Below are 17551 nucleotides of genomic sequence, written 5' to 3' on the forward strand. Positions count from 1 at the left end.
CACATCTTCAGGCGATCAGCTGACCGGCAATGTCGTTCAGTTCAGGTCTCTGACAATGTGAACAGCCGGGCCCTCAAAGGGTCCGACCATCCAGACCGCTCCGGCGGTCACCAGTTTAAAATAAGGATACAAAGATTATGGCTACAGGTACCGTGAAATGGTTCAACTCGGAAAAAGGTTTCGGATTCATCCAGCCTGACGATGGTTCAGCAGACGTCTTCACTCACTTCTCCGCGATCGAATCGACCGGCTACCGTGAGCTCGCCGAGGGCCAGAATGTTGAATTCGACTCGGAAATGGGCTCCAAGGGTCTTCAGGCCACAAGCGTTCGTCCCCTCTGAGACTTCCGTAACTTTCCGGTCCCGGCCGGATCGCGATTGATTCGTCAATAGCGAGCACCTGCCGGGAACGCAGTTGCACTGAGTTACACCAAAAGCGTGTGTTCGCGTTTGGAGTCTGTGTTTTCACTTGCTCCGAATGCGGTCACACGCTTTTCGGCGTCCGCAGGCTCTCAGCGGTGTCGACGCCTGGCGCCTGCCCATCGGTCCGCACCCGTACACACTCACAGGCGCACGAGCTGCTTCCCCAGATTGGCACCGGCGAACAGTCCGTCCAGGGCTCCCGGCGCAGCCTCCAGTCCCTCGGCAATCGTTTCGGTGACGGCCAATTCGCCACGGCCGAACATTCCAGACAGATGCGCCAAGGCCTCAGGGAATCTGTCGAGGTAGTCGAAGAAGACGAGGCCTTCCATCCTCGCTCGACGCAGACCAAGCTGCATGTAGTTGCGGATTCCGGCAGTCGGCAGATCACGCTCATATCCCGTGGCCACTGCTCCGCAGAGCACGATCCGGCCGTGGTCGGCGAGGTTGTCGATGGCGGTCTCGAGCAGCTCGCCTCCGACATTGTCGAAATAGACGTCGATGCCGTCCGGGGCCAGATCTCTGAGCTGCTCCGTGACGCTGTCCGACCGGTAGTCGACGCACGCGTCCAATCCCGCCGCCTCGCGCACCCAGTCGCATTTCTCCTGCCCGCCGGCGACCCCGATGGTGCGACACCCGAGGGATCGAGCGATTTGGCTCGCAATCGAACCAGTGGCACCAGCCGCTGCAGACACCAACACTGTATCTCCAGGAGAAGGTCGCCCGATTCCCATCATTCCGAAGTAGGCCGTCAGACCGTTGGTGCCGAAGACACTGAGCATGTGGCGGGGCTCGATTCCGTCGGGAACGACATTGACTCCGAAGAGTCCCTGCCCGGAAGCCGTCGCATACGACTGCCACCCCAGCTCGCCGTACACCTTCGCGCCTACAGGAAGCCCCTCGTCATCCGACTCCACGATGGTACCGACACCTGCTCCCCTCATCACTTCGCCGATCTCAACAGGTGCTCGGTAGTTCGCTCCAGGGTTGAGCCACCCGCGCTGAGTCGGATCAATACTCAGCCACTCGACTCGTACTCGCGCCTCACCCGGCTGCAGAGGACTCAGCTCTTCGGCCTGCAGGTCGAAACATGAGGACACCGTCCGGCCCTGCGGCCTCGCCTCAAGGACCCAGCGACGATTGTGCGTAGGTGGGTTAGCCATCAGTCAGCTTCCAAGACTGGCCGCCGAGCGAATGACGGTGCCAGACGCCCCAGCATTTCGGTCAGCTGCTCCTGCTCTGCGGAATCGAAGACGTCACCCAGAAGGGTGGTGGCCTTCTCCTCGGCGACCTTGACGGCATCTTGGTAGAGCGCGGCGCCGACATCGGTCAGGCAGACGAGCGAGATCCTCGCATCGTGCGGGTCGGAGTCCCGGGACAGATATCCGAGCTTCTCCAGCGGTGCGACCAAGCGGGCGATTCCAGATGGAGTGATTCCCAGGCTCTCCGCCAATTCGACTCGGCGCAGTCGTCGACCCGGCGCAGAGCACAGGCTCTGCAGGACTGTCAGATCGTTGAGGGAGAGGCCTTGGACCTCAAGCTTTCGCCGGATCTCGGTATCGGCCCGGACAAGACGCATGCACAATTCCAGCACGAAGCACAACCTTTCATTGTTAACTCATTGAGTACTCAATGATATGTCATGCACATGCCGTTCCAAAACCTGCTCTGGGGGTAATGAGAATGATGATCGCCGTGCGGGCAATGAACTGAGGTTCGCCGAGCTATTGTCGAACACCTTCATCAGATGCAGGCGCGGCTCTCCGAGAGTAGCGTTGGAAGCCTTGAGGTCCCCACACAGAACAGGTGATGCCACGATGACTCATCCGACCGACCTGCACCCCACCACCGTCGTCTTCGACCTGGGCAACGTCCTCATAGGTTGGGATCAGACCGGGCCTCTTGCCGATCGGATGACCAGGGACGAGTGGAATGATTTTGCCGCCGAGGCGGACTTCGGCATGCTGAATACGCTGGCTGATCGCGGGGTGCCGATCACAGAGGTGATCGCACGGGCGGCTGAATCCGATTCGCGTCACGGTGAGATCGTCGCCGCCTACTATGACCGCTTCGACCTGTCCCTGACGGGACCGATTCAGGGAATGGCCGAGCTCATCGCCGAGCTCAAGGCCTCAGAAGTCAGACTGCTGGGTCTCTCGAACTGGTCGGCAGAGACCTTCCACCATGCGCCGAAGGTCGCGCCGGCGATCAATGAGCTCGAAGATATCGTGGTCTCGGGACGGGAGAAGCTGATCAAACCCGCCCCTGAGATCTTCCACCTCCTGAGCCGACGCTTCGACCTAGTCCCCGAACAGACGGTCTTCGTCGATGACCTGCCGGCGAACATCGGTGCCGCCGAACAGCTCGGCTTCATCGGCCTGCTCTTTACCGATGCCCGGCAGCTGCGAGACGACCTTATAGGCCTTGGGCTCCTCTCCTCCCCTGCTGCCGTTGAAAACTGAGGACGGGTCGTTCCCGTTCACCCTCGAACTCAAGGAGAAGTGATGTCGAGCACCGATTTCCTGGACAACATCGATTCTCAGCTGGATTGGCAGCGTGGCCTCTACAAAGATTTCCACCGCCAGCCCGAACTCGGCCTCCAGGAGCACAAGACTTCTGAGCGAATCGAATCCGAGCTCAAGGACCTGGGTCTTGAGTCAAAACACGTCTCGAAGACGGGCCTCGTCACTGTCATCGAGAACGGTCAGGGCCCGACAGTCCTCGCCCGTGCCGACATCGATGCCCTCCCGGTGAGCGAGGACACCGGCTTGGACTACTCCTCCACAATCGATGGAGTCATGCACGCCTGCGGACACGATATGCACATCACCGCACTTCTGGGCGCAGTCCGTCTGCTGAATGAGAACCTCGACGCCTGGTCAGGCACCTACATCGCGCTGTTCCAGCCCTCCGAAGAGGATGCTGCCGGGGCCAAAGCCATGCTCAACGACGGCCTCACCTCGAAGATCCCCAAGCCCGACGTCGCCTACGCTCAGCACGTCATGCCGCTGCCCACGGGAACGGTCAACACAAAGGCCGGCCCAGTGCTCTCAGCTGGAGATTCCGTGAAGATCACCGTGCACGGTCGTGGAGCACACGGATCGATGCCGCACCTGTCGGTGGACCCCGTGGTCCTCGCCGCCACGATCGTTCTGCGTCTGCAGACCATCGTCTCCCGTGAGGTCGAACCCGGTGAGTTCGCCGTCGTCACGGTCGGCGCTTCGAACTCGGGATCCAAATCCAACATCATCCCTGATCGAGCGGAGCTTCTGCTCAACCTGCGCACCTATGACATGGGAGTCCGCGACCGCATCATCGCCTCGATCGAACGCATCGTCAAGGCAGAGTGCCAAGCCGCAGGATCCCAGAAGGAACCGAGCTTCGAGTACTACGACCAGTTTCCGCTGACCGACAACGATGAAGACGCGAACGAGGCGGTCACCAAGGCATTCGAAGACTACTTCGATGACGGGGTCGTCCAACCGGCCAATCCCGCCACAGCCTCGGAGGACTTCAGCGAGATCCCCGATGCCTTCGAGATTCCCTACGCATACTGGATGATCGGATCCAGCGATGCTGACAAGTACAAGAAGGCAGCCGAGGCGGGAACCGTGAACACGGACATCCCGGCCAATCACTCACCGCAGTTCGCCCCCGTCATCGATCCGACTCTTGAAATCGCCACGAAGGCACAGGTCGTCGCGGCGCTGTCACAATTGGGCAGCTAAGGAATTGCCACCCTCATCAGATGGCGGCCTCGGACGGATCTGGTCCGCTTCGGCGGGCTCGACCTTGTCGTGGTCGGAACCTCTCAGGACGGCAGGAAGTCTCCGGTTGCGACTTTACGCAACTTCGGGATAGCTATTCGATAACCGACGGCGGCGGCCGCCGACTGCGCATCACCACTCCAGCGCAGCAGGAGCGCGTCTGGATTGGCCTTCTGTCCGCGAGCGACGACTTCGGGTTCGCCATGAACGGGGAAGTCGCCGGAGACGCGGATGGTGAGTCCGAACTGTTCGGTCCAAAAGTACGATTGAAAGTCCAGCGGTGGGGCTTCATCACCGACGAGCAGAGCAAGGCTAGCGGTTTTCGCCTGTTCAATCGCGGCCGTCCACAGGGGCTGTCGTTCGTGACCGTCTGCGGTCGGCAGCCACGCGATATCACCGGCTGCCACTATGTGCTCATTCACTCGCCCACGAGTGTCCACTTTGAGTCGCCCATCGGTCAACAGGCCGGAGTCGGCAAGCCAATCCCCTTCGGGAGCGTCACCGATCGTAGAGACGATGACATCCCCACCGACCTCCTGTCCGCTTTCGAGGCAAACCGTGATCGGTCCGTCAGCAGAATCGGGGGCGCACACCTCGGCGACTCTTCCATCGATGAGCTCAACACCCTGAGCACGGGCGGCCTCGCTGCACCGGCTGCCCAGATAGGGGCCAAGATGGCTGGCCATAGGAGGTCCTCGGTGCACCAGCGTTACGGCACAGCCGATCTTCCGGGCCGCGGAGGCGATCTCCATTCCGAGCGGGCCCCCGCCCAGAATCACCACACTCGGCTGGTCGTGCAGGCGCGTTCGCAGTCGGAGCGCATCATCATGGCTGCGAACCGAGAATTCGCGGGGATGATCGGTGAACCGCTTGGCACTGGAGCCGCTGGCAATGACGAGTCCGTCGAAGTCGATGTGCTCACCGTTGTCGAGCGTGATAGAGCTCCGCTTCAGATCCAGTGCCACAGCACGATTGCCCAGGAACACTCTCGCACCGTGGTCGGACGCCGGCAGATACTGCGGCTCGATAGTGCCGACGTCGGCCAGCACGGCCTTGGACAGAGCAGGCCGCGAATAGGGTTCATGCGGCTCCCCGCCAACGATGGCCAGCCGGCCCTGATACCCGTGAGAGCGGAGTGTATCCGCCGCTGTCATCCCTGCGATGCCGTAGCCGACGATCACGATATTCTCATAATTGCGGTCCACGTGCATTCCCTTCTGCTCGGTCCCTCGAGTATCAGTGCGCGAATCTCATTTGAGCGACAGTGCAGTCACTGGGCAGATGCGAACTGCCTCTTGAGCATGGTGTTCCTCATCGGATCCGACCTCGATCTCTGCGATGTCGATGATCAGTTCGCCTTCGTCATCGAGGTGGACCAGATCAGGGGCTACTTCTTCACAGAGCCCATGGCCTTCACAGCGTGGTTGGTCGAGTTCAATGCGCATTTCTACCTCCGAAGAATTGAGTATCGGCGTCCAGTTTCGGTTCTTAAGAAACGCACCAGCTCCAGTGTCATGGCAAACGGCCATGAGTTCCATTCGGATGCTCTCATGCCGCGTATTCGCGTCAAGAATACACCGAGGTCATGGGTGATTCATCGGTGCCAGATCGGCAGACTCGTTCCGCGGCGATGCCGGCTCAGTCAGTCACGGATCGCACCATACGGGCCGGTGAGCCCACTACGACGGTCCCTCCACGCACATCCTTGGTCACGACCGAGGCCGCCGCGACCACGGCGTTGTCGCCGATGGTCACGCCGGGCAGAACGGTCACATTCGAACCGATCCACACGTTGCGGCCGATGATGATGTGGCCGGGATGCATGTCGGCGCGACGCTCCGGGTTGATGTCGTGGTTGAGGGTCGCCAGAACTGTGTTGTGGCCGATGAGGCTGTCGTCTCCGATCCTGATGCCGCCCTGGTCCTGAAAGCTGCACCCTGAATTGATGAAGACCCGTCGACCTATCGTCGTATTCTTTCCGAAGTCGGTGTGGAACGGCGGGAACATCGTGACGGTCTTGTCCACTGGTTTCCCGATCAGCGACGCCAACAGCTGCCGGACCTCGTCGGGCTCGTGATATGAACCGTTGAGTTCGGCGGTGATGCGCAGCGCCTCTTGGCTGGTGCGGTGCATGACCTCATGAAGGGGCGAATCGCCGGCAATGGTTTCACCGTTGTTGAGTGCTTTGACCAGATCTTTGAGTTCCATGCTGACCATCCTTTCGCGTTTCTCGCTTTCCTGCATTTTCGGCGGGAAGGATGCTCAGGATTTGAGCAGAACCTTGTGGGCCTCACGCATGCCCATTGCGGCATATGCCTCGGCGGCTCGATCCAGCGACGTCGTCTGGTCGAAGACCTTGCCCACGTGGCCTCCGGGACGTGTGGAGCGGATCGCCTGCATCATCGATTCCTGTGAGCCGACAGCTTCGATGGGGCTCTCGGTGCCGAATCCGACCGAGTGTTGGGGTGGTGCTCAGAAAGCTGCGGATGCTTCTTTACCTTCTGGTTGGTATAGTGCTGGGTATGGCTAAGGGATCGAAAGACCGTATCGTGGAGGCCGGCCTGGCTCTAGCGGCCTCTGGTGCGCCGGTGACACTGGAATCGGCAGCGCGCGAGGCAGGACTGACCAAGCCCGGGCTCATGTATCACTTCCCCACAAAGCAAGCATTGATGCTCGGGCTCGTCGATCACGTGATCGACCACTGGCAACGCCGACTCCAGCAGGAGATCGGGCAGCCACCCGAAGCCGTGACTACGGCCGAGCGGATCCGTGCATATCTGAACTGCGTGCTGTCAGACGAACTGGACCGGACGGATGTGGTGATGTGCACCGATGTTCGCTACAGCGAGTTGATGACTGCTCGATGGGTGGAGCGAATGCAGCCCTGGCTCGGCATTTCGGAGAACCTGGATGCAGCCGCCCAGGGAAATCTCCTCACCGCACGCCTGGTTGCCGACGGCGTCTGGTACTCCACTGCCTTCTGCACATTCCCCTTGGACACCGCGGCAACCGAGCGCGTACGCGCCACGGCAATGGCACTCCTGGCGGATACGTGACTAGGTGGACGGCGTTGATCGGATCCATCGTCGCAGAGGTCACCGCCACACTTTCCCTGCGGGGCGCGCTCGAGACTTTGTGGCTATATGCAATCGTAGTCATCGGCTACCTCGCCGCTTTCTACCTGCTCTCCCGTGCCCTGCGCGCCGGGATGCCCATCGGCGCAGCGTATGGCATCTGGGGAGCATCAGGGGTCGCATTGACCGCAGTGTTCTCTACCGTGTTCTTCGACGAGCCGCTGACCGGCATGATGACGCTAGGACTGGCACTGATCATCTCCGGGGTCCTGGTCATCGAATTCGGCTCCCAGACCGCAGCCCGCAACCGAGCCTCGACGGAGAACGGATCATGATTGCCGCTGCAGCCCTGACGGGTGCGGTCATCACAGAGGTCGCCGGCACTCTTTCCCTGCGTGCCGCCGTGCAGGGAAACAGGGCGTGGTATATCGCGGCCGTTGCCGGCTATCTGATCGCGTTCACCTTGCTGACCGTCTGCCTTGCTCAGGGCATGGCACTCGGGGTGGCCTACGGAATTTGGACGGCCGCAGGGGTGGTGGTCACAGCAATTCTGAGCCGGTGGCTATTCCAGGAACCGCTCACCGTAGTGATGGCGGCCGGTATGGCCCTGGTGGTCGGCGGGGTCCTGTTCGTCGAATTGGGCGCCGCCCACTGACTGGCACTTGTACCGATTAGGCAATACACAACCCTACGAAGAGAACGGAGCATCACTATGCATCTCGTCACCGTATACGCGCATCCAGTACCAGGTGCGTTCACTGCCAGCATCCTCGAATCATTCGAGCAGGCATTTAAAGAAGCCGGTCACACCGTGGACCGGATTGATCTGCACGCCGAAAGATTCGACCCCCGCTTCACCGTCGAAGACCACGAACACTACTACGGCGGACCCGTGCCTCCCGGTATTGGCGAAATGCACCGACGCGTCGAGAAGGCCGACCGGCTGGCATTCGTCTTCCCCATTTACTGGTGGGGCCTGCCAGCGATGATGCATGGCTGGATCGAACGCGTGTTCACTGGTGGATGGGCATTTGGTGAGGAGGCCATGGACTATGCCACCCAGGACCAGCCAGACCCACTCCTGCCGAGCATACCGACCATGCTGCTGGCAACTGGCGCCACCGCACAGCCGACTTACTCCAAGTATGGGTACGACGAAGCAATGTACACGCAACTCGATGTGGGTACATTCGCCTACTGCGGACTGACGGATGTTGAAAGCCATTTCATCTACGACGTCGAGGGCGATGCAATCACCCGCGAACAGGGTCTTTGTGAAGTTCCGGCATTCGCACGCCAGTTCATGTCCAATGAACGGGAAGTACGCAATGTGAAGGACGATCATCTGGCTCATCGCTTCGGGATTGCTTCCCGGTGAATGAGCCTGAACACTGGAGTGAGTTCGAACTCGACAAGTTCGTAGCGCAGCCGCCTGATCATGCGATCGATCGTGGGGGTGGGTTGACACCGCAGGCCATAGCGCGTGGCCATGCTCGCAGATACTTACGCCGCCCTGGCAGGGAGGTGGAGGCGGCCTTAGAATTGCATGATGCCGCAAGTTCTCTCCGTGAGTCGTTCGTCCGGACGATCATTGACCGGCCTCATCTATGGTCCGGAAGACGGGACGCCGATCCTGTTCATCGCCGGGGCGGGAACCGGCAAGTCCATGGTGTTCGGTGAAGATCTGCTCGATGCCCGCGGTATTCGACTGATCACGATGGACCGTCCCGGCATGGGCGGTTCGGACCCCGATCGCACACGCACGCCGGCTTCGACAGCAGCCGACTACTGCTTCTTCGTTGCCGCCGCGCTCGGCGTGACTAACCCCAGCGTTCCCATCATTGCAAACTCGCAAGGTGCGCTGTTCGGTCTCGCTGCGGCCGCCCGGGGTTGGGCACAGACTCTTGTCTTAGTCTCACCAGCAGACGAAGCAGCCAACCCGTCAGTGCGCCAGTTGCTCCCCGAGACCGCACGCGCTCTACCCGATCTCGTGCAGAGCGCACCGGACGTCGCTCAGGATCTCCTGAGCTCCTTCACGCCCGATGCCATGCTCACCATGGTCCTCGACGGGTCCGATGCGCAGGATCGCGCCGTCTACATGACACCCGCCTTCGATGCCCTTTACCGGACTGCTCTTGCAGAGGGCTTCGTTGGAGGTGGAAGCGGGTACGTCGCAGACACGATGATGGCGGCTGCGCGCTGGCCCATCGATCTGGCCGCGATCACAATTCCTGTCACCGTACTGTTCGGAGTCCGCGATCAGGTGCACTCGCCCGATCACGGCGCGCTCCTCACATCCCGGTTCCCGCACGCTCGACGAAGAGTGATAGATGAAGCTGGCGGCGCGCTCCTCTGGACCCATGCCGAGCTAGTGTTCGATGCAGCGCTCAGGCAATCCGACGCCCTTGAGCAACACGCCTCAGACAGGGGTGTCCCTGACAAAGCGCCCAATTGACCTCGGGGTCAAGATCTCGGGCTACCGTGGTGGGCATGACATACGTGATTGCTCAGCCCTGTGTTGACGTCAAGGATCGGTCCTGTGTGGACGAATGCCCTGTGGACTGCATCTATGAAGGGGATCGGATGCTCTATATCCACCCCGACGAATGCATTGACTGCGGAGCCTGCGAACCAGTCTGTCCGGTGGAGGCGATCTTCTACGAAGACGACACTCCTGAGGAATGGTCCACCTACTACCAGGCGAATGTCGAGTTCTTCGATGACATCGGTTCGCCGGGCGGGGCCGCCGTCCACGGGGTGATTCCCAAGGACCATCCGATCATTGCCTCGTTGCCGCCGCAGAATCAGTAAGCGGTCGACAGGATCTGCCAAGGTCCCGAGTCCTCAGGTCCTCTGTTCGAACTCATCCTTCATCGCAGTCAGCGTTCTGCGGATGTTCAACCGCTGAAAGTCGGCAAAGGTGGTGCCTCCGGTGACAACGCGATCGAATGCCACTGCCACCCAGTTCGGCCATGTGATGCGGTCATCGTTCCAGGTTTCGGTGACACGTGTCTTTCCCCCAACCTCTTCAAAGGCGTAGGACCAGGTGGCGTTGTTGCCTGTGAGAGTCGGCGAGCGCGGTCCGATCTTGCGTACGGTGAACGCAAATCGGGAACCTGGATCCGAATCGATGACGACGCATTCGGTCACCCAGGTGGCTCGACCACGACGGTTGGTGCCGTCGAAGACTTCACCCACGCGCAGCGGTCGTGGTCCTTCCGATGTGCTGGCTCCCGTGTTCTCTGGACTCCACCGAGGCATCTGCGTCGGATCTGCGACCTGCTCCCAAATGGCGTCGGCGCCGCAGTTGATCACGATGCTGTCGCTGACCTGCATGGTGCGTTTCATCGAGTTCCCTTCATCCGTCATGCTCAGCCTAGGCCGTCGATCGCCTGGCCTGCACCACGCTGTTACCCAGGCGGCCATCACGACCCGTGGGTTCTTCGGACGAAGCGTAGTGTGAAGAGCATGACTCCGAACGAGACACGGCGCTTGAGATTCCGTGAGATGTCAACGGACGATCTCGACGACATGGCGGACCTCCTCGGCGATCCCCGAGTCATGGAGTACTACCCGCACCCCAAGAATCGCACTGAAGCCGCTGGGTGGATCGATTGGAACGTGCGCAACTATGCCGAGTACCGTCACGGGCTCTGGGTCATAGAGACCCATGCCGGCGAATTCATCGGAGACTGCGGCCTGACCTGGCAGAAGGTCGATGGGACACCCGCCCTGGAACTCGGATACCACGTGAAGAGTTCAGCCCAGAAATTCGGCTATGCCACCGAGGCGGCCGTTGCCTGTCGCGACTACGCCGGTTCGCGTGCGATGGCGTCGCGTTTGGTCTCGATCATCCACCAGGACAACAGATCCTCCCAGCGGGTGGCTGAGAAGGTCGGCATGAGACTCGATCGATCACTGCGCCATGCATCGCCGGTCCACCTCGTCTTCGCCATAGATCTGTGAGGATTCGGGTTCCACAGCATCCGGGTGGAATTGACCCGAGATATCACGCTGATCGGACGTGCACCCCGAGGTCGGAGCGTCCCCCGGCAATATCTGAACGGAGGAGTCGTTTCTCGTCGTAGTCCTCGAGCATCCGCCGGTAAGGGATTGCTGAGGCATCCTCGATTTCACTGAGGCGCTGTCTGACCTGGCTGCGGGCGTCGTCGATTCCTTTCCACAAGGGGCTGTCGATGCCCAACAGTGTGACGGACTTGAGCGGAGCGATTCCCGTGTACCAGAAGACGCCGTGGGTGACTGGGAACAGAAGATCATCGATGCACCCATTGATGCCCCTGCCTTCAAAGCTCGATGAGCGTTCCCCAGCGGTGGTGATGATCAGACCGCGTTTGCCGCTGAACGCGCCGTCGCCGAACTTTCGCGGATTGTCGGAGTCATCTCTGAGACCATAGGCGAAGCCATCGGTGAAGACGCGGTCGACCCAGCCTTTCAGGATCGCAGGCATCCCTCCCCACCACAGTGGAAAAGTGAAGACGACCAGGTCGGCATCCGCCAGGAGCCGCTGATGTTCGCTCACCACTGGCGACAGAGTGTCTCGCGCAGTGGCGTCGGCCGCATGAGTCCCGACGGGAGCCGTGAATTCAGCCAGACCGTAGTCGGCGGCCGTCACTACAGGGTTCCAATCGATGGCCATCAGGTCCACAGTTGTGACCTGGTGACCGTGGTCGTGCAAAGTCGCTTGGGCAACTGCTGCGAGATCCGCAGTGAGGGCGGTTGCTGACGGAGCTGCTGAAATCTGAAGTACATGCATGAGTTCGATGCTAGGCTCATCGTGCACTCTGCGGTAGTACGGTCATTTTTGTCACTAAGGGTCATAGACGTCAGGAGCCAGCGATGAGGAATAAGGTTCGAAGTGCCTTCGAGGTGTGTCCCATCGAAGTCGGAGTTGCAGTCGCCGGAGGTGACTGGAAGCTGACGATCGTCTCTAAACTCGTCGCCGGACCCCTGCGGTTCGGACGTCTGCAGAGGGAGGCGGGTCCCGTCTCTGCAAAGACACTGACTCGACAGCTGCGCGCCCTCGAAGACGATGGCATCCTCATACGGACTGTGTATCCAGAGGTGCCGCCGCATGTCACCTACGAACTCACCGAGTCCGGCGCCGCACTAGCCGAGATAGCTGAGGAACTCGGCGACTGGAGCGAGCGATACATTCGTCCTGTCTATGACCGCGAGGACGCCGGTTGAGTGTCACGTTCTCCCAGAAGAGCCTTTTCATGAACAACTGTCTGGTCCCGCAGGGCCTGGACCACGGCGGCAACGGCGGGGCGGCGCATCGAGTCGGGCCGTAGGACCATCCAATAGGGAAGCCGTTCCGACAGGGTCTCCGGTAGGAGTCGGACCAGGTCGGCATGCAGGTCACCCATGAAACAGGGCAGGAAGCCGATGCCCGCACTGGCGCGCGTGGCTTCCACATGGACGAACACATTGGTCGAGGACACTCCGTCCTTCATCGTGGGGACCAGTCGACGCGGGGCATCGAGGTCGTCGACTTGGAGCATGGAGTCCACGAAATAGACCAGTCGATGGTCAGCCAGTTCCTCGACCGTTGCCGGTGTGCCCTGTTCAGCCAGATAGTCCTTTGAGGCATACATGCCCAATTCGTAGTCACCGAGCTTGAACGCTTGAGCACGATGCACCTGCGGCTCCCCCACGACGACTTCGATATCCAAGCCAGATCGCTGCTGCAGAGCTTGGCGGGTCACGGTCACGATCTCCACGCTGAGTCCGGGATGTCGACTCCTCAGCTTTGCCACGGCAGGGGCCGCCACGTAGGCGCTGAAGCCGTCCGTGGCTGTCATTCGGACCACTCCGGTGATCGGGTCGGGGGCACGACCAGGTTCGCCGAGGCTGCGCACCGCATCCTCGACCTGTTCCGCCACCCGCACTGCCTCTTCACCCAATTCGGTGAGTTCCCAACCGCCGGATGCTCGAGACAGGACACGTCCGCCCAAGGCCTTCTCCAGAGCCGCGATGCGACGCGAGATGGTCGTGTGGTTCAGCCCCAACGTCGCCGCCGCAGTCGTGAACTTGGCTGATCGGGAAACCGTGAGCAGCACGAGCAGATCGTTCGGCTTCATGTCCATATCTGCAATATTAGGCAGAGAGGACTCCGAAATGGGTCGAAGAGCCGCAATCTCTGTGCATGAATGCTCACCACCCACGCGGAATGATCGGACTCAACTGTTCAGAATCGGTACTGTTCAGAATCGGTCAAAGGGACCTGCGTACTGGAATGTTCCGCCCTGACCGTCATAGTCCGAGAGTGTGCGGATCTGGAAGAAGTCGCCCCACTCGGACTCCGGTGAGGAGACTGCAGTCGCCGAGGCTGGGACGAAACCGAAGCGCGCGTAATAGGCAGGTTCTCCGAGCAGACCGACGACTGTCTCACCTCGTGCATCTGCAGCACCGAGCACCGCATGCATCAGCGCGGAGCCGACACCCCTTCCCTGCTGCCCCGGTTGGACACTGACCGGTCCGATGCCAAGAGCTGGGGAGGAGTCGATGTGAGCACGCGTGGCCACAACGTGCCCGATGATCGCGTCTTCTTCGACGGCGACGAGAGAGAACTCAGGGATCCACGCGGCGTCGTCTCGAAGCCATGAGATCAGCGTCGCTTCCCCAGGATCTCCTCCCGGCTCCACCGGCGGAGCACTGTGCTCTGCACCGCGAAATGCGGCCGCAGTGAGAACGCGGATCGCTTCGATATCGCCTGAACGTTCTCGTCTGATCAGCATGTAAGTCAGACTACCGTGCACCGATACGCACTCGGGCCTTCAACGCCTTGTCTCGTATCGCGTCAGGAGAACACCGTTGGGAAACGACTGTGTCCCCACCAGATTCACATTCACCCAGCTTTCCAGGTGTGTGAAGAACGGCGTACCGCCGCCCACCAGCACGGGGTAGGTGAGAAGAATGTATTCATCGATCAGTCCGGCCCGCATGGCCGCGGAAGCGAGTGTGGCGCCGACGATGTCCATGGGACCACCATCGTCTGACTTGAGTCGAGTGATCTCAGCAGCGGCATCACCGGAGAACAGCCGTGCGTTCCAGTCGACCGCGGTGATCGTCGAGGAGAACACCACCTTCGGCATGTCCAGCCACCTGCGCGCATACTCATATTCTGCTGGTGTGACCCCCGGCTCCTGGGCTGCCGTCGGCCAGTGGGAACTCATTGCCTCCCACAGTCGCCGACCGTACAGCGCCAGCTCAGTCGCACCCACCCGATCGGACCACCACTGGAACACCTCGTCATTCGGCGTGGTCCAGCCAAGATCAGCTCCGGGAGCGGCGACGTAGCCGTCCAGGCTCACATTCATCGCAAAGGTCAGTTTCCGCATGACATCGGCCCCTCTCACGTCGGCAGCCGCTGGTGCAGAAGAGTCTACTGCGGCATGTTGACGAAGCGGGACTTCGCGCCCTGGAATGCCACGGAGATGTCGGCTGTCGGACCCGCACGGTGTTTGGCGACGATGATGTCGGCCTCGCCGGCACGTTCATGTTCCTTGTCGTACATGTCGTCACGGTGGATGAGCAGCACCATATCTGCGTCCTGCTCGATCGAACCGGACTCACGCAGGTCCGAGATCATCGGTCGCTTGTCAGTCCTCTGCTCGCTGCCACGGTTGAGCTGCGATAGGGCAATGACCGGGATCTCAAGCTCTTTGGCCAAGAGCTTGAGCGAACGTGAGAACTCGGAGACCTCCTGCTGACGGGATTCGACCTTCTTGCCGGAGCTCATCAGCTGCAGGTAGTCGACGCAGACCATCTTGAGATCGTGCTGCTGTTTCAGACGACGGCACTTGGCACGGATCTCGGTGAGCGCCATGTTCGGGGAATCGTCGACGAACAGCGGGGCGTCGTTGATGCGCGACTCCGTCGCGGCCAGGGTCGTCCAGTCGTGAGGGGACAGTTCACCTCGGCGAAGGTTCTGGAGCGGAATCTCCGATTCCGCGGACAGCAGACGCATGACGAGTTCGTTCTTGCCCATCTCCAAGGAGAAGAAGACGGCGGCCTGGCCGTGGTGGATCGCCGCCGAGCGCATGAAGTCCAATGCCAGGGTGGACTTGCCGACACCGGGACGAGCCGCGATGACGATCATCGTGCCAGGGTGGAAACCGTTGGTCAGCGCATCGAATTCGGTGAATCCGGTCGGCACGCCCGCGGTCTGGCCATCGGTGTCGCCATTGCGTTCGATCTCCTGAGCGACATCGCTGAGGATGTCGGAGAGGATCACGTAGTCCTCTGTGGTGTGACGCTCGGTGACCTGGTAGATCTCCGCCTGGGCCGAGTTCACGACCTCATCGGTGTCGCCTTCCGCGTCATAGCCCATCTGTACGATGCGAGTGCCGGCCTCGACAAGGCGCCGCAGGACGGCCTGCTCGCGCACGATCGCAGCATAGTAGCCGGCGTTGGCGGCGGTCGGAACGGAGGAGATGAGCGTGTGCAGGTACGCTGCGCCACCGACTCGGGACAGGTCACCGGTCTTCGTGAGGTAGTTGGCCACCGTCACCGAATCCGCCGGCTCACCGCGTGAATACAGGTCGAGGACGGCCTCGTAGATAGTCTCGTGAGCAGGCTTGTAGAAGTCATCGCCGGTCATGGATTCGACGCAGTCGGCGATCGCATCCTTGGACAGAAGCATCGCACCGAGGACGCTCTGCTCGGCCTCGACGTCCTGCGGCGGGGTCCTCATCCCGTCAAACCCCTGATTGTTGCTCAATCGTCTTCCTCTTCCTCGAACTTTGCCGGCGGACACCCGCTTTCAACGCCCTCCAACTGTACCTGGATCGAGAAGCCGCAGACCCACCTCGGCGGGGATATCCGAGTGTGAGTACACGCTCACTCCGGCATGCTCACGGCACCCTCCTCAACCCCGTGAACGGCCTGCGGTCGCCACGGTCACGAGGATCGGCTTCGCCAGCTGCAATCCCGATCTGATGATGAGGATACCGAGGACCACTGACGCAACAAACGTGAGGAATGTGATCGGTTTGAGCACGAGCGCTGCCCCGGCCAAAGGCAGAACGAGAAGCAGACCGAGCCCGCCTGCCAGCAGCGACACCCAGATGACCGGGCCCAGAACTGCTCTCACCATGGCTTTGTGCATGGTCTCCGGATCCATTCCCGCGGCGTAGAGATCTTGGAATGTGTCGGCTCGATCGTAGATGTCGGCAACCTGGTTGATCAGCGCGGATACGGCGATCAACAGGATCGAAATTCCCATCACCAGCATGACTCCGGTGAAGATGTCCTGCAGCAGGAACCGGTCGGCGTCGTTCATCCGGGCGCCCGGCTCATCCCCCGCGTCGAGGCCGAGCCGCATGAGCGAGATGCCGGTTCCGCCCACTGCAGCGACGAACGCAGTCATGGCCAGCCCGGAGACTCTGCGCCAGAACCGCTTGGGTTCGTCGGAGACCAACCGCGAGGCGATGAGTCGTTCCGGAGTCTGCGCCCTATTCCCGCTCAGATAGGCAAACCACCTGATCAGAAGCCCGCCGAGGAGGTCGACGACGATCAGACCGAGGACGAAGGTTGCGATGACCGCAGAGAGGACGATTCCCAGCCCGAGCCCTCCGCTCTTCGTCAGCATCACGACAACCGGCAGGGCCAGGATCACGAGAGCCGCCAGTACCACCTGAACGACGGGGAACTTCCGTTCCAAGGCCTTGGTGCGCACACCCAGTGGTGAGATCGCGACCCTGCGCAGGCCCATCAGCGAGGCCGCGATGCACACCAGGATGAGGAACACGACCACCGAGGCCACCAGCCACGCGGGCATGACCATGTTCGCGTAACCGATGGGATGTCCCATGAAGTGGATCAGGCTCACCGGCCAGGCCAGGCCCAGGTAGCCGAGGACGCCGAGGACGATACCGCAGATCGCGGGCACCAGCGGTTCGGCCACCGCGAGAGTGACGATGGAGGAACGCCTCGCCCCGAGCAGCGACATCGTGGACAGACGCTCATCCTGTCGCCGGGCGGACAGAGTCGCCGAGGCCGACGCCAGTGTGCTCGCGGGAATCACGAGCAGGATGGTCGCCAAGCTCGCGAGGAACTTGTACATGAAGTCCATGCCAGCCATACCCGGGTCCGGGCTGGGTGGGGTCTGGAAGAACATCCAGGCTCCGGCAGCGACGGTGAGGAACAGGGAGGTACAGGCGAAGAACGCGCTCATCACCAGCAGCGAACTCGACGAGGTCAGCGTCTTGCGCCCCAGGACGAAGGGAACGACGCGGGTTGCTGTGGGCAGAACGGTGGGCATGTCGAT

Annotated in this window: 23 protein-coding genes and 1 pseudogene; 11 read left to right on the forward strand and 13 right to left on the reverse strand. The window is 61.1% G+C overall.

All coding sequences use genetic code 11. The features are described from left to right. Positions 1-137: 137 nt before the first annotated feature. A complete protein-coding gene (locus tag FO013_RS11540; RefSeq protein WP_009882802.1) occupies positions 138-341 on the forward strand; it encodes a cold-shock protein in 204 nt (67 codons plus the stop codon). Positions 342-562: 221 nt separating this feature from the next. Here FO013_RS11540 and FO013_RS11545 read toward each other — a convergent pair whose 3' ends face one another. Next, a complete protein-coding gene (locus FO013_RS11545) occupies positions 563-1582 on the reverse strand; it encodes an NADP-dependent oxidoreductase (RefSeq protein WP_143922696.1) in 1020 nt (339 codons plus the stop codon). After that, positions 1582-1998, reverse strand: coding sequence for a MarR family winged helix-turn-helix transcriptional regulator (locus FO013_RS11550; RefSeq protein ID WP_143922697.1), 417 nt, complete (start codon positions 1996-1998; stop codon positions 1582-1584). The genes FO013_RS11545 and FO013_RS11550 overlap by 1 nt, the downstream gene beginning before the upstream one ends. A gap of 238 nt (positions 1999-2236) precedes the next feature. On the opposite strand from FO013_RS11550, the gene FO013_RS11555 reads away from it, so the two are divergent. Together FO013_RS11555 and FO013_RS11560 are read left to right on the forward strand one after the other, a co-directional pair. After that, a complete protein-coding gene (locus FO013_RS11555) occupies positions 2237-2881 on the forward strand; it encodes an HAD family hydrolase (RefSeq protein WP_143922698.1) in 645 nt (214 codons plus the stop codon). Positions 2882-2923: 42 nt separating this feature from the next. Further along, a complete protein-coding gene (locus FO013_RS11560; protein ID WP_143922699.1) occupies positions 2924-4147 on the forward strand; it encodes an amidohydrolase in 1224 nt (407 codons plus the stop codon). 83 nt (positions 4148-4230) lie between these two features. On the opposite strand, the gene FO013_RS11565 is transcribed toward FO013_RS11560, so the two are convergent. From FO013_RS11565 to FO013_RS11580, 4 genes and pseudogenes are all read right to left on the reverse strand, one after another. Beyond that, the gene (locus tag FO013_RS11565) at positions 4231-5391 is read right to left on the reverse strand and encodes an NAD(P)/FAD-dependent oxidoreductase (RefSeq protein ID WP_260848107.1); all 1161 of its coding nucleotides are present in this window, start codon (positions 5389-5391) and stop codon (positions 4231-4233) included. 45 nt (positions 5392-5436) lie between these two features. Then, a complete protein-coding gene (locus FO013_RS11570; protein WP_143922701.1) occupies positions 5437-5631 on the reverse strand; it encodes a ferredoxin in 195 nt (64 codons plus the stop codon). A 193-nt stretch (positions 5632-5824) separates the two neighbouring features. Then, positions 5825-6394, reverse strand: a complete 570-nt coding sequence (locus tag FO013_RS11575; protein ID WP_143922702.1) for a DapH/DapD/GlmU-related protein — start codon at positions 6392-6394, stop codon at positions 5825-5827. A 54-nt stretch (positions 6395-6448) separates the two neighbouring features. Then, positions 6449-6637 (reverse strand): annotated as a pseudogene (locus FO013_RS11580) (IMP dehydrogenase); the annotation flags it as partial. 17 nt (positions 6638-6654) lie between these two features. Here FO013_RS11580 and FO013_RS11585 point away from each other — a divergent pair. The 6 genes from FO013_RS11585 to fdxA all read left to right on the forward strand — a co-directional run bounded on the left by FO013_RS11585 (position 6655) and on the right by fdxA (position 10071). Further along, entirely contained in the window at positions 6655-7242 is a 588-nt protein-coding gene (locus FO013_RS11585) for a TetR/AcrR family transcriptional regulator (RefSeq protein ID WP_143922703.1), read from the forward strand. A 14-nt stretch (positions 7243-7256) separates the two neighbouring features. Beyond that, complete coding sequence (locus FO013_RS11590) at positions 7257-7595, forward strand: DMT family transporter (protein ID WP_260848108.1); 339 nt, start codon at positions 7257-7259, stop codon at positions 7593-7595. Beyond that, positions 7592-7915 (forward strand): DMT family transporter, encoded by a 324-nt coding sequence (locus tag FO013_RS11595; protein ID WP_222103609.1) that lies wholly within the window; start codon positions 7592-7594, stop codon positions 7913-7915. Before FO013_RS11590 ends, FO013_RS11595 begins: the two co-directional genes overlap by 4 nt. Before the next feature lie 57 nt (positions 7916-7972). Then, entirely contained in the window at positions 7973-8638 is a 666-nt protein-coding gene (locus FO013_RS11600) for an NAD(P)H-dependent oxidoreductase (RefSeq protein ID WP_143922705.1), read from the forward strand. A 171-nt stretch (positions 8639-8809) separates the two neighbouring features. Then, on the forward strand, positions 8810-9715 hold the full coding sequence (locus FO013_RS11605) for an alpha/beta fold hydrolase (protein WP_222103610.1): 906 nt from the start codon (positions 8810-8812) through the stop codon (positions 9713-9715). 35 nt (positions 9716-9750) lie between these two features. Next, on the forward strand, positions 9751-10071 hold the full coding sequence (gene fdxA / locus FO013_RS11610) for a ferredoxin (RefSeq protein ID WP_143922707.1): 321 nt from the start codon (positions 9751-9753) through the stop codon (positions 10069-10071). A 33-nt stretch (positions 10072-10104) separates the two neighbouring features. Here the strand turns inward: fdxA and FO013_RS11615 are convergent, their stop codons facing one another. Continuing rightward, complete coding sequence (locus FO013_RS11615) at positions 10105-10608, reverse strand: SRPBCC family protein (RefSeq protein ID WP_143922708.1); 504 nt, start codon at positions 10606-10608, stop codon at positions 10105-10107. A gap of 120 nt (positions 10609-10728) precedes the next feature. Here FO013_RS11615 and FO013_RS11620 point away from each other — a divergent pair, with 120 nt between their 5' ends. Further along, complete coding sequence (locus FO013_RS11620; RefSeq protein WP_143922709.1) at positions 10729-11226, forward strand: GNAT family N-acetyltransferase; 498 nt, start codon at positions 10729-10731, stop codon at positions 11224-11226. A gap of 43 nt (positions 11227-11269) precedes the next feature. Here the strand turns inward: FO013_RS11620 and FO013_RS11625 are convergent, their stop codons facing one another. Next, on the reverse strand, positions 11270-12034 hold the full coding sequence (locus tag FO013_RS11625; RefSeq protein WP_143922710.1) for an NAD(P)H-dependent oxidoreductase: 765 nt from the start codon (positions 12032-12034) through the stop codon (positions 11270-11272). A gap of 83 nt (positions 12035-12117) precedes the next feature. Between FO013_RS11625 and FO013_RS11630 the strand changes: the two genes are divergently transcribed. Continuing rightward, complete coding sequence (locus FO013_RS11630) at positions 12118-12468, forward strand: winged helix-turn-helix transcriptional regulator (protein WP_143922711.1); 351 nt, start codon at positions 12118-12120, stop codon at positions 12466-12468. Here FO013_RS11630 and FO013_RS11635 read toward each other — a convergent pair. The 5 genes from FO013_RS11635 to FO013_RS11655 all read right to left on the reverse strand — a co-directional run bounded on the left by FO013_RS11635 (position 12444) and on the right by FO013_RS11655 (position 17545). Continuing rightward, positions 12444-13367, reverse strand: a complete 924-nt coding sequence (locus tag FO013_RS11635; RefSeq protein ID WP_143922712.1) for a LysR family transcriptional regulator — start codon at positions 13365-13367, stop codon at positions 12444-12446. The genes FO013_RS11630 and FO013_RS11635 overlap by 25 nt on opposite strands. A 117-nt stretch (positions 13368-13484) precedes the next feature. After that, the gene (locus FO013_RS11640; RefSeq protein WP_143922713.1) at positions 13485-14018 is read right to left on the reverse strand and encodes a GNAT family N-acetyltransferase; all 534 of its coding nucleotides are present in this window, start codon (positions 14016-14018) and stop codon (positions 13485-13487) included. Between the two features lie 39 nt (positions 14019-14057). Beyond that, complete coding sequence (locus FO013_RS11645) at positions 14058-14621, reverse strand: dihydrofolate reductase family protein (protein WP_143922714.1); 564 nt, start codon at positions 14619-14621, stop codon at positions 14058-14060. Between the two features lie 44 nt (positions 14622-14665). Next, positions 14666-15976: a replicative DNA helicase gene (dnaB, locus tag FO013_RS11650; RefSeq protein ID WP_050773361.1), complete on the reverse strand. Its 1311-nt coding sequence runs from the start codon at positions 15974-15976 to the stop codon at positions 14666-14668. Between the two features lie 174 nt (positions 15977-16150). After that, positions 16151-17545, reverse strand: coding sequence for an FtsX-like permease family protein (locus FO013_RS11655; protein WP_143922715.1), 1395 nt, complete (start codon positions 17543-17545; stop codon positions 16151-16153). Positions 17546-17551 lie beyond the last annotated feature (6 nt).

It is taken from the genome of Brevibacterium aurantiacum (assembly GCF_007558825.1).
In the GTDB taxonomy this organism is placed as follows: Bacteria; Actinomycetota; Actinomycetes; order Actinomycetales; family Brevibacteriaceae; genus Brevibacterium; species Brevibacterium aurantiacum_A.

What these genes read in the sequence shown, in the direction of transcription:
- FO013_RS11540 (WP_009882802.1), top strand. Translation starts at nt 138, where the DNA reads ATGGCTACAGGTACCGTGAAATGGTTCAACTCGGAAAAAGGTTTCGGA.
- FO013_RS11545 (WP_143922696.1), bottom strand. Translation starts at nt 1,582, where the DNA reads ATGGCTAACCCACCTACGCACAATCGTCGCTGGGTCCTTGAGGCGAGG.
- FO013_RS11550 (WP_143922697.1), bottom strand. Translation starts at nt 1,998, where the DNA reads ATGCGTCTTGTCCGGGCCGATACCGAGATCCGGCGAAAGCTTGAGGTC.
- FO013_RS11555 (WP_143922698.1), top strand. Translation starts at nt 2,237, where the DNA reads ATGACTCATCCGACCGACCTGCACCCCACCACCGTCGTCTTCGACCTG.
- FO013_RS11560 (WP_143922699.1), top strand. Translation starts at nt 2,924, where the DNA reads ATGTCGAGCACCGATTTCCTGGACAACATCGATTCTCAGCTGGATTGG.
- FO013_RS11570 (WP_143922701.1), bottom strand. Translation starts at nt 5,631, where the DNA reads ATGCGCATTGAACTCGACCAACCACGCTGTGAAGGCCATGGGCTCTGT.
- FO013_RS11575 (WP_143922702.1), bottom strand. Translation starts at nt 6,394, where the DNA reads ATGGAACTCAAAGATCTGGTCAAAGCACTCAACAACGGTGAAACCATT.
- FO013_RS11595 (WP_222103609.1), top strand. Translation starts at nt 7,592, where the DNA reads ATGATTGCCGCTGCAGCCCTGACGGGTGCGGTCATCACAGAGGTCGCC.
- FO013_RS11600 (WP_143922705.1), top strand. Translation starts at nt 7,973, where the DNA reads ATGCATCTCGTCACCGTATACGCGCATCCAGTACCAGGTGCGTTCACT.
- FO013_RS11605 (WP_222103610.1), top strand. Translation starts at nt 8,810, where the DNA reads ATGCCGCAAGTTCTCTCCGTGAGTCGTTCGTCCGGACGATCATTGACC.
- fdxA (WP_143922707.1), top strand. Translation starts at nt 9,751, where the DNA reads ATGACATACGTGATTGCTCAGCCCTGTGTTGACGTCAAGGATCGGTCC.
- FO013_RS11615 (WP_143922708.1), bottom strand. Translation starts at nt 10,608, where the DNA reads ATGAAACGCACCATGCAGGTCAGCGACAGCATCGTGATCAACTGCGGC.
- FO013_RS11620 (WP_143922709.1), top strand. Translation starts at nt 10,729, where the DNA reads ATGACTCCGAACGAGACACGGCGCTTGAGATTCCGTGAGATGTCAACG.
- FO013_RS11625 (WP_143922710.1), bottom strand. Translation starts at nt 12,034, where the DNA reads ATGCATGTACTTCAGATTTCAGCAGCTCCGTCAGCAACCGCCCTCACT.
- FO013_RS11630 (WP_143922711.1), top strand. Translation starts at nt 12,118, where the DNA reads ATGAGGAATAAGGTTCGAAGTGCCTTCGAGGTGTGTCCCATCGAAGTC.
- FO013_RS11635 (WP_143922712.1), bottom strand. Translation starts at nt 13,367, where the DNA reads ATGGACATGAAGCCGAACGATCTGCTCGTGCTGCTCACGGTTTCCCGA.
- FO013_RS11640 (WP_143922713.1), bottom strand. Translation starts at nt 14,018, where the DNA reads ATGCTGATCAGACGAGAACGTTCAGGCGATATCGAAGCGATCCGCGTT.
- FO013_RS11645 (WP_143922714.1), bottom strand. Translation starts at nt 14,621, where the DNA reads ATGCGGAAACTGACCTTTGCGATGAATGTGAGCCTGGACGGCTACGTC.
- dnaB (WP_050773361.1), bottom strand. Translation starts at nt 15,976, where the DNA reads ATGAGGACCCCGCCGCAGGACGTCGAGGCCGAGCAGAGCGTCCTCGGT.
- FO013_RS11655 (WP_143922715.1), bottom strand. Translation starts at nt 17,545, where the DNA reads ATGCCCACCGTTCTGCCCACAGCAACCCGCGTCGTTCCCTTCGTCCTG.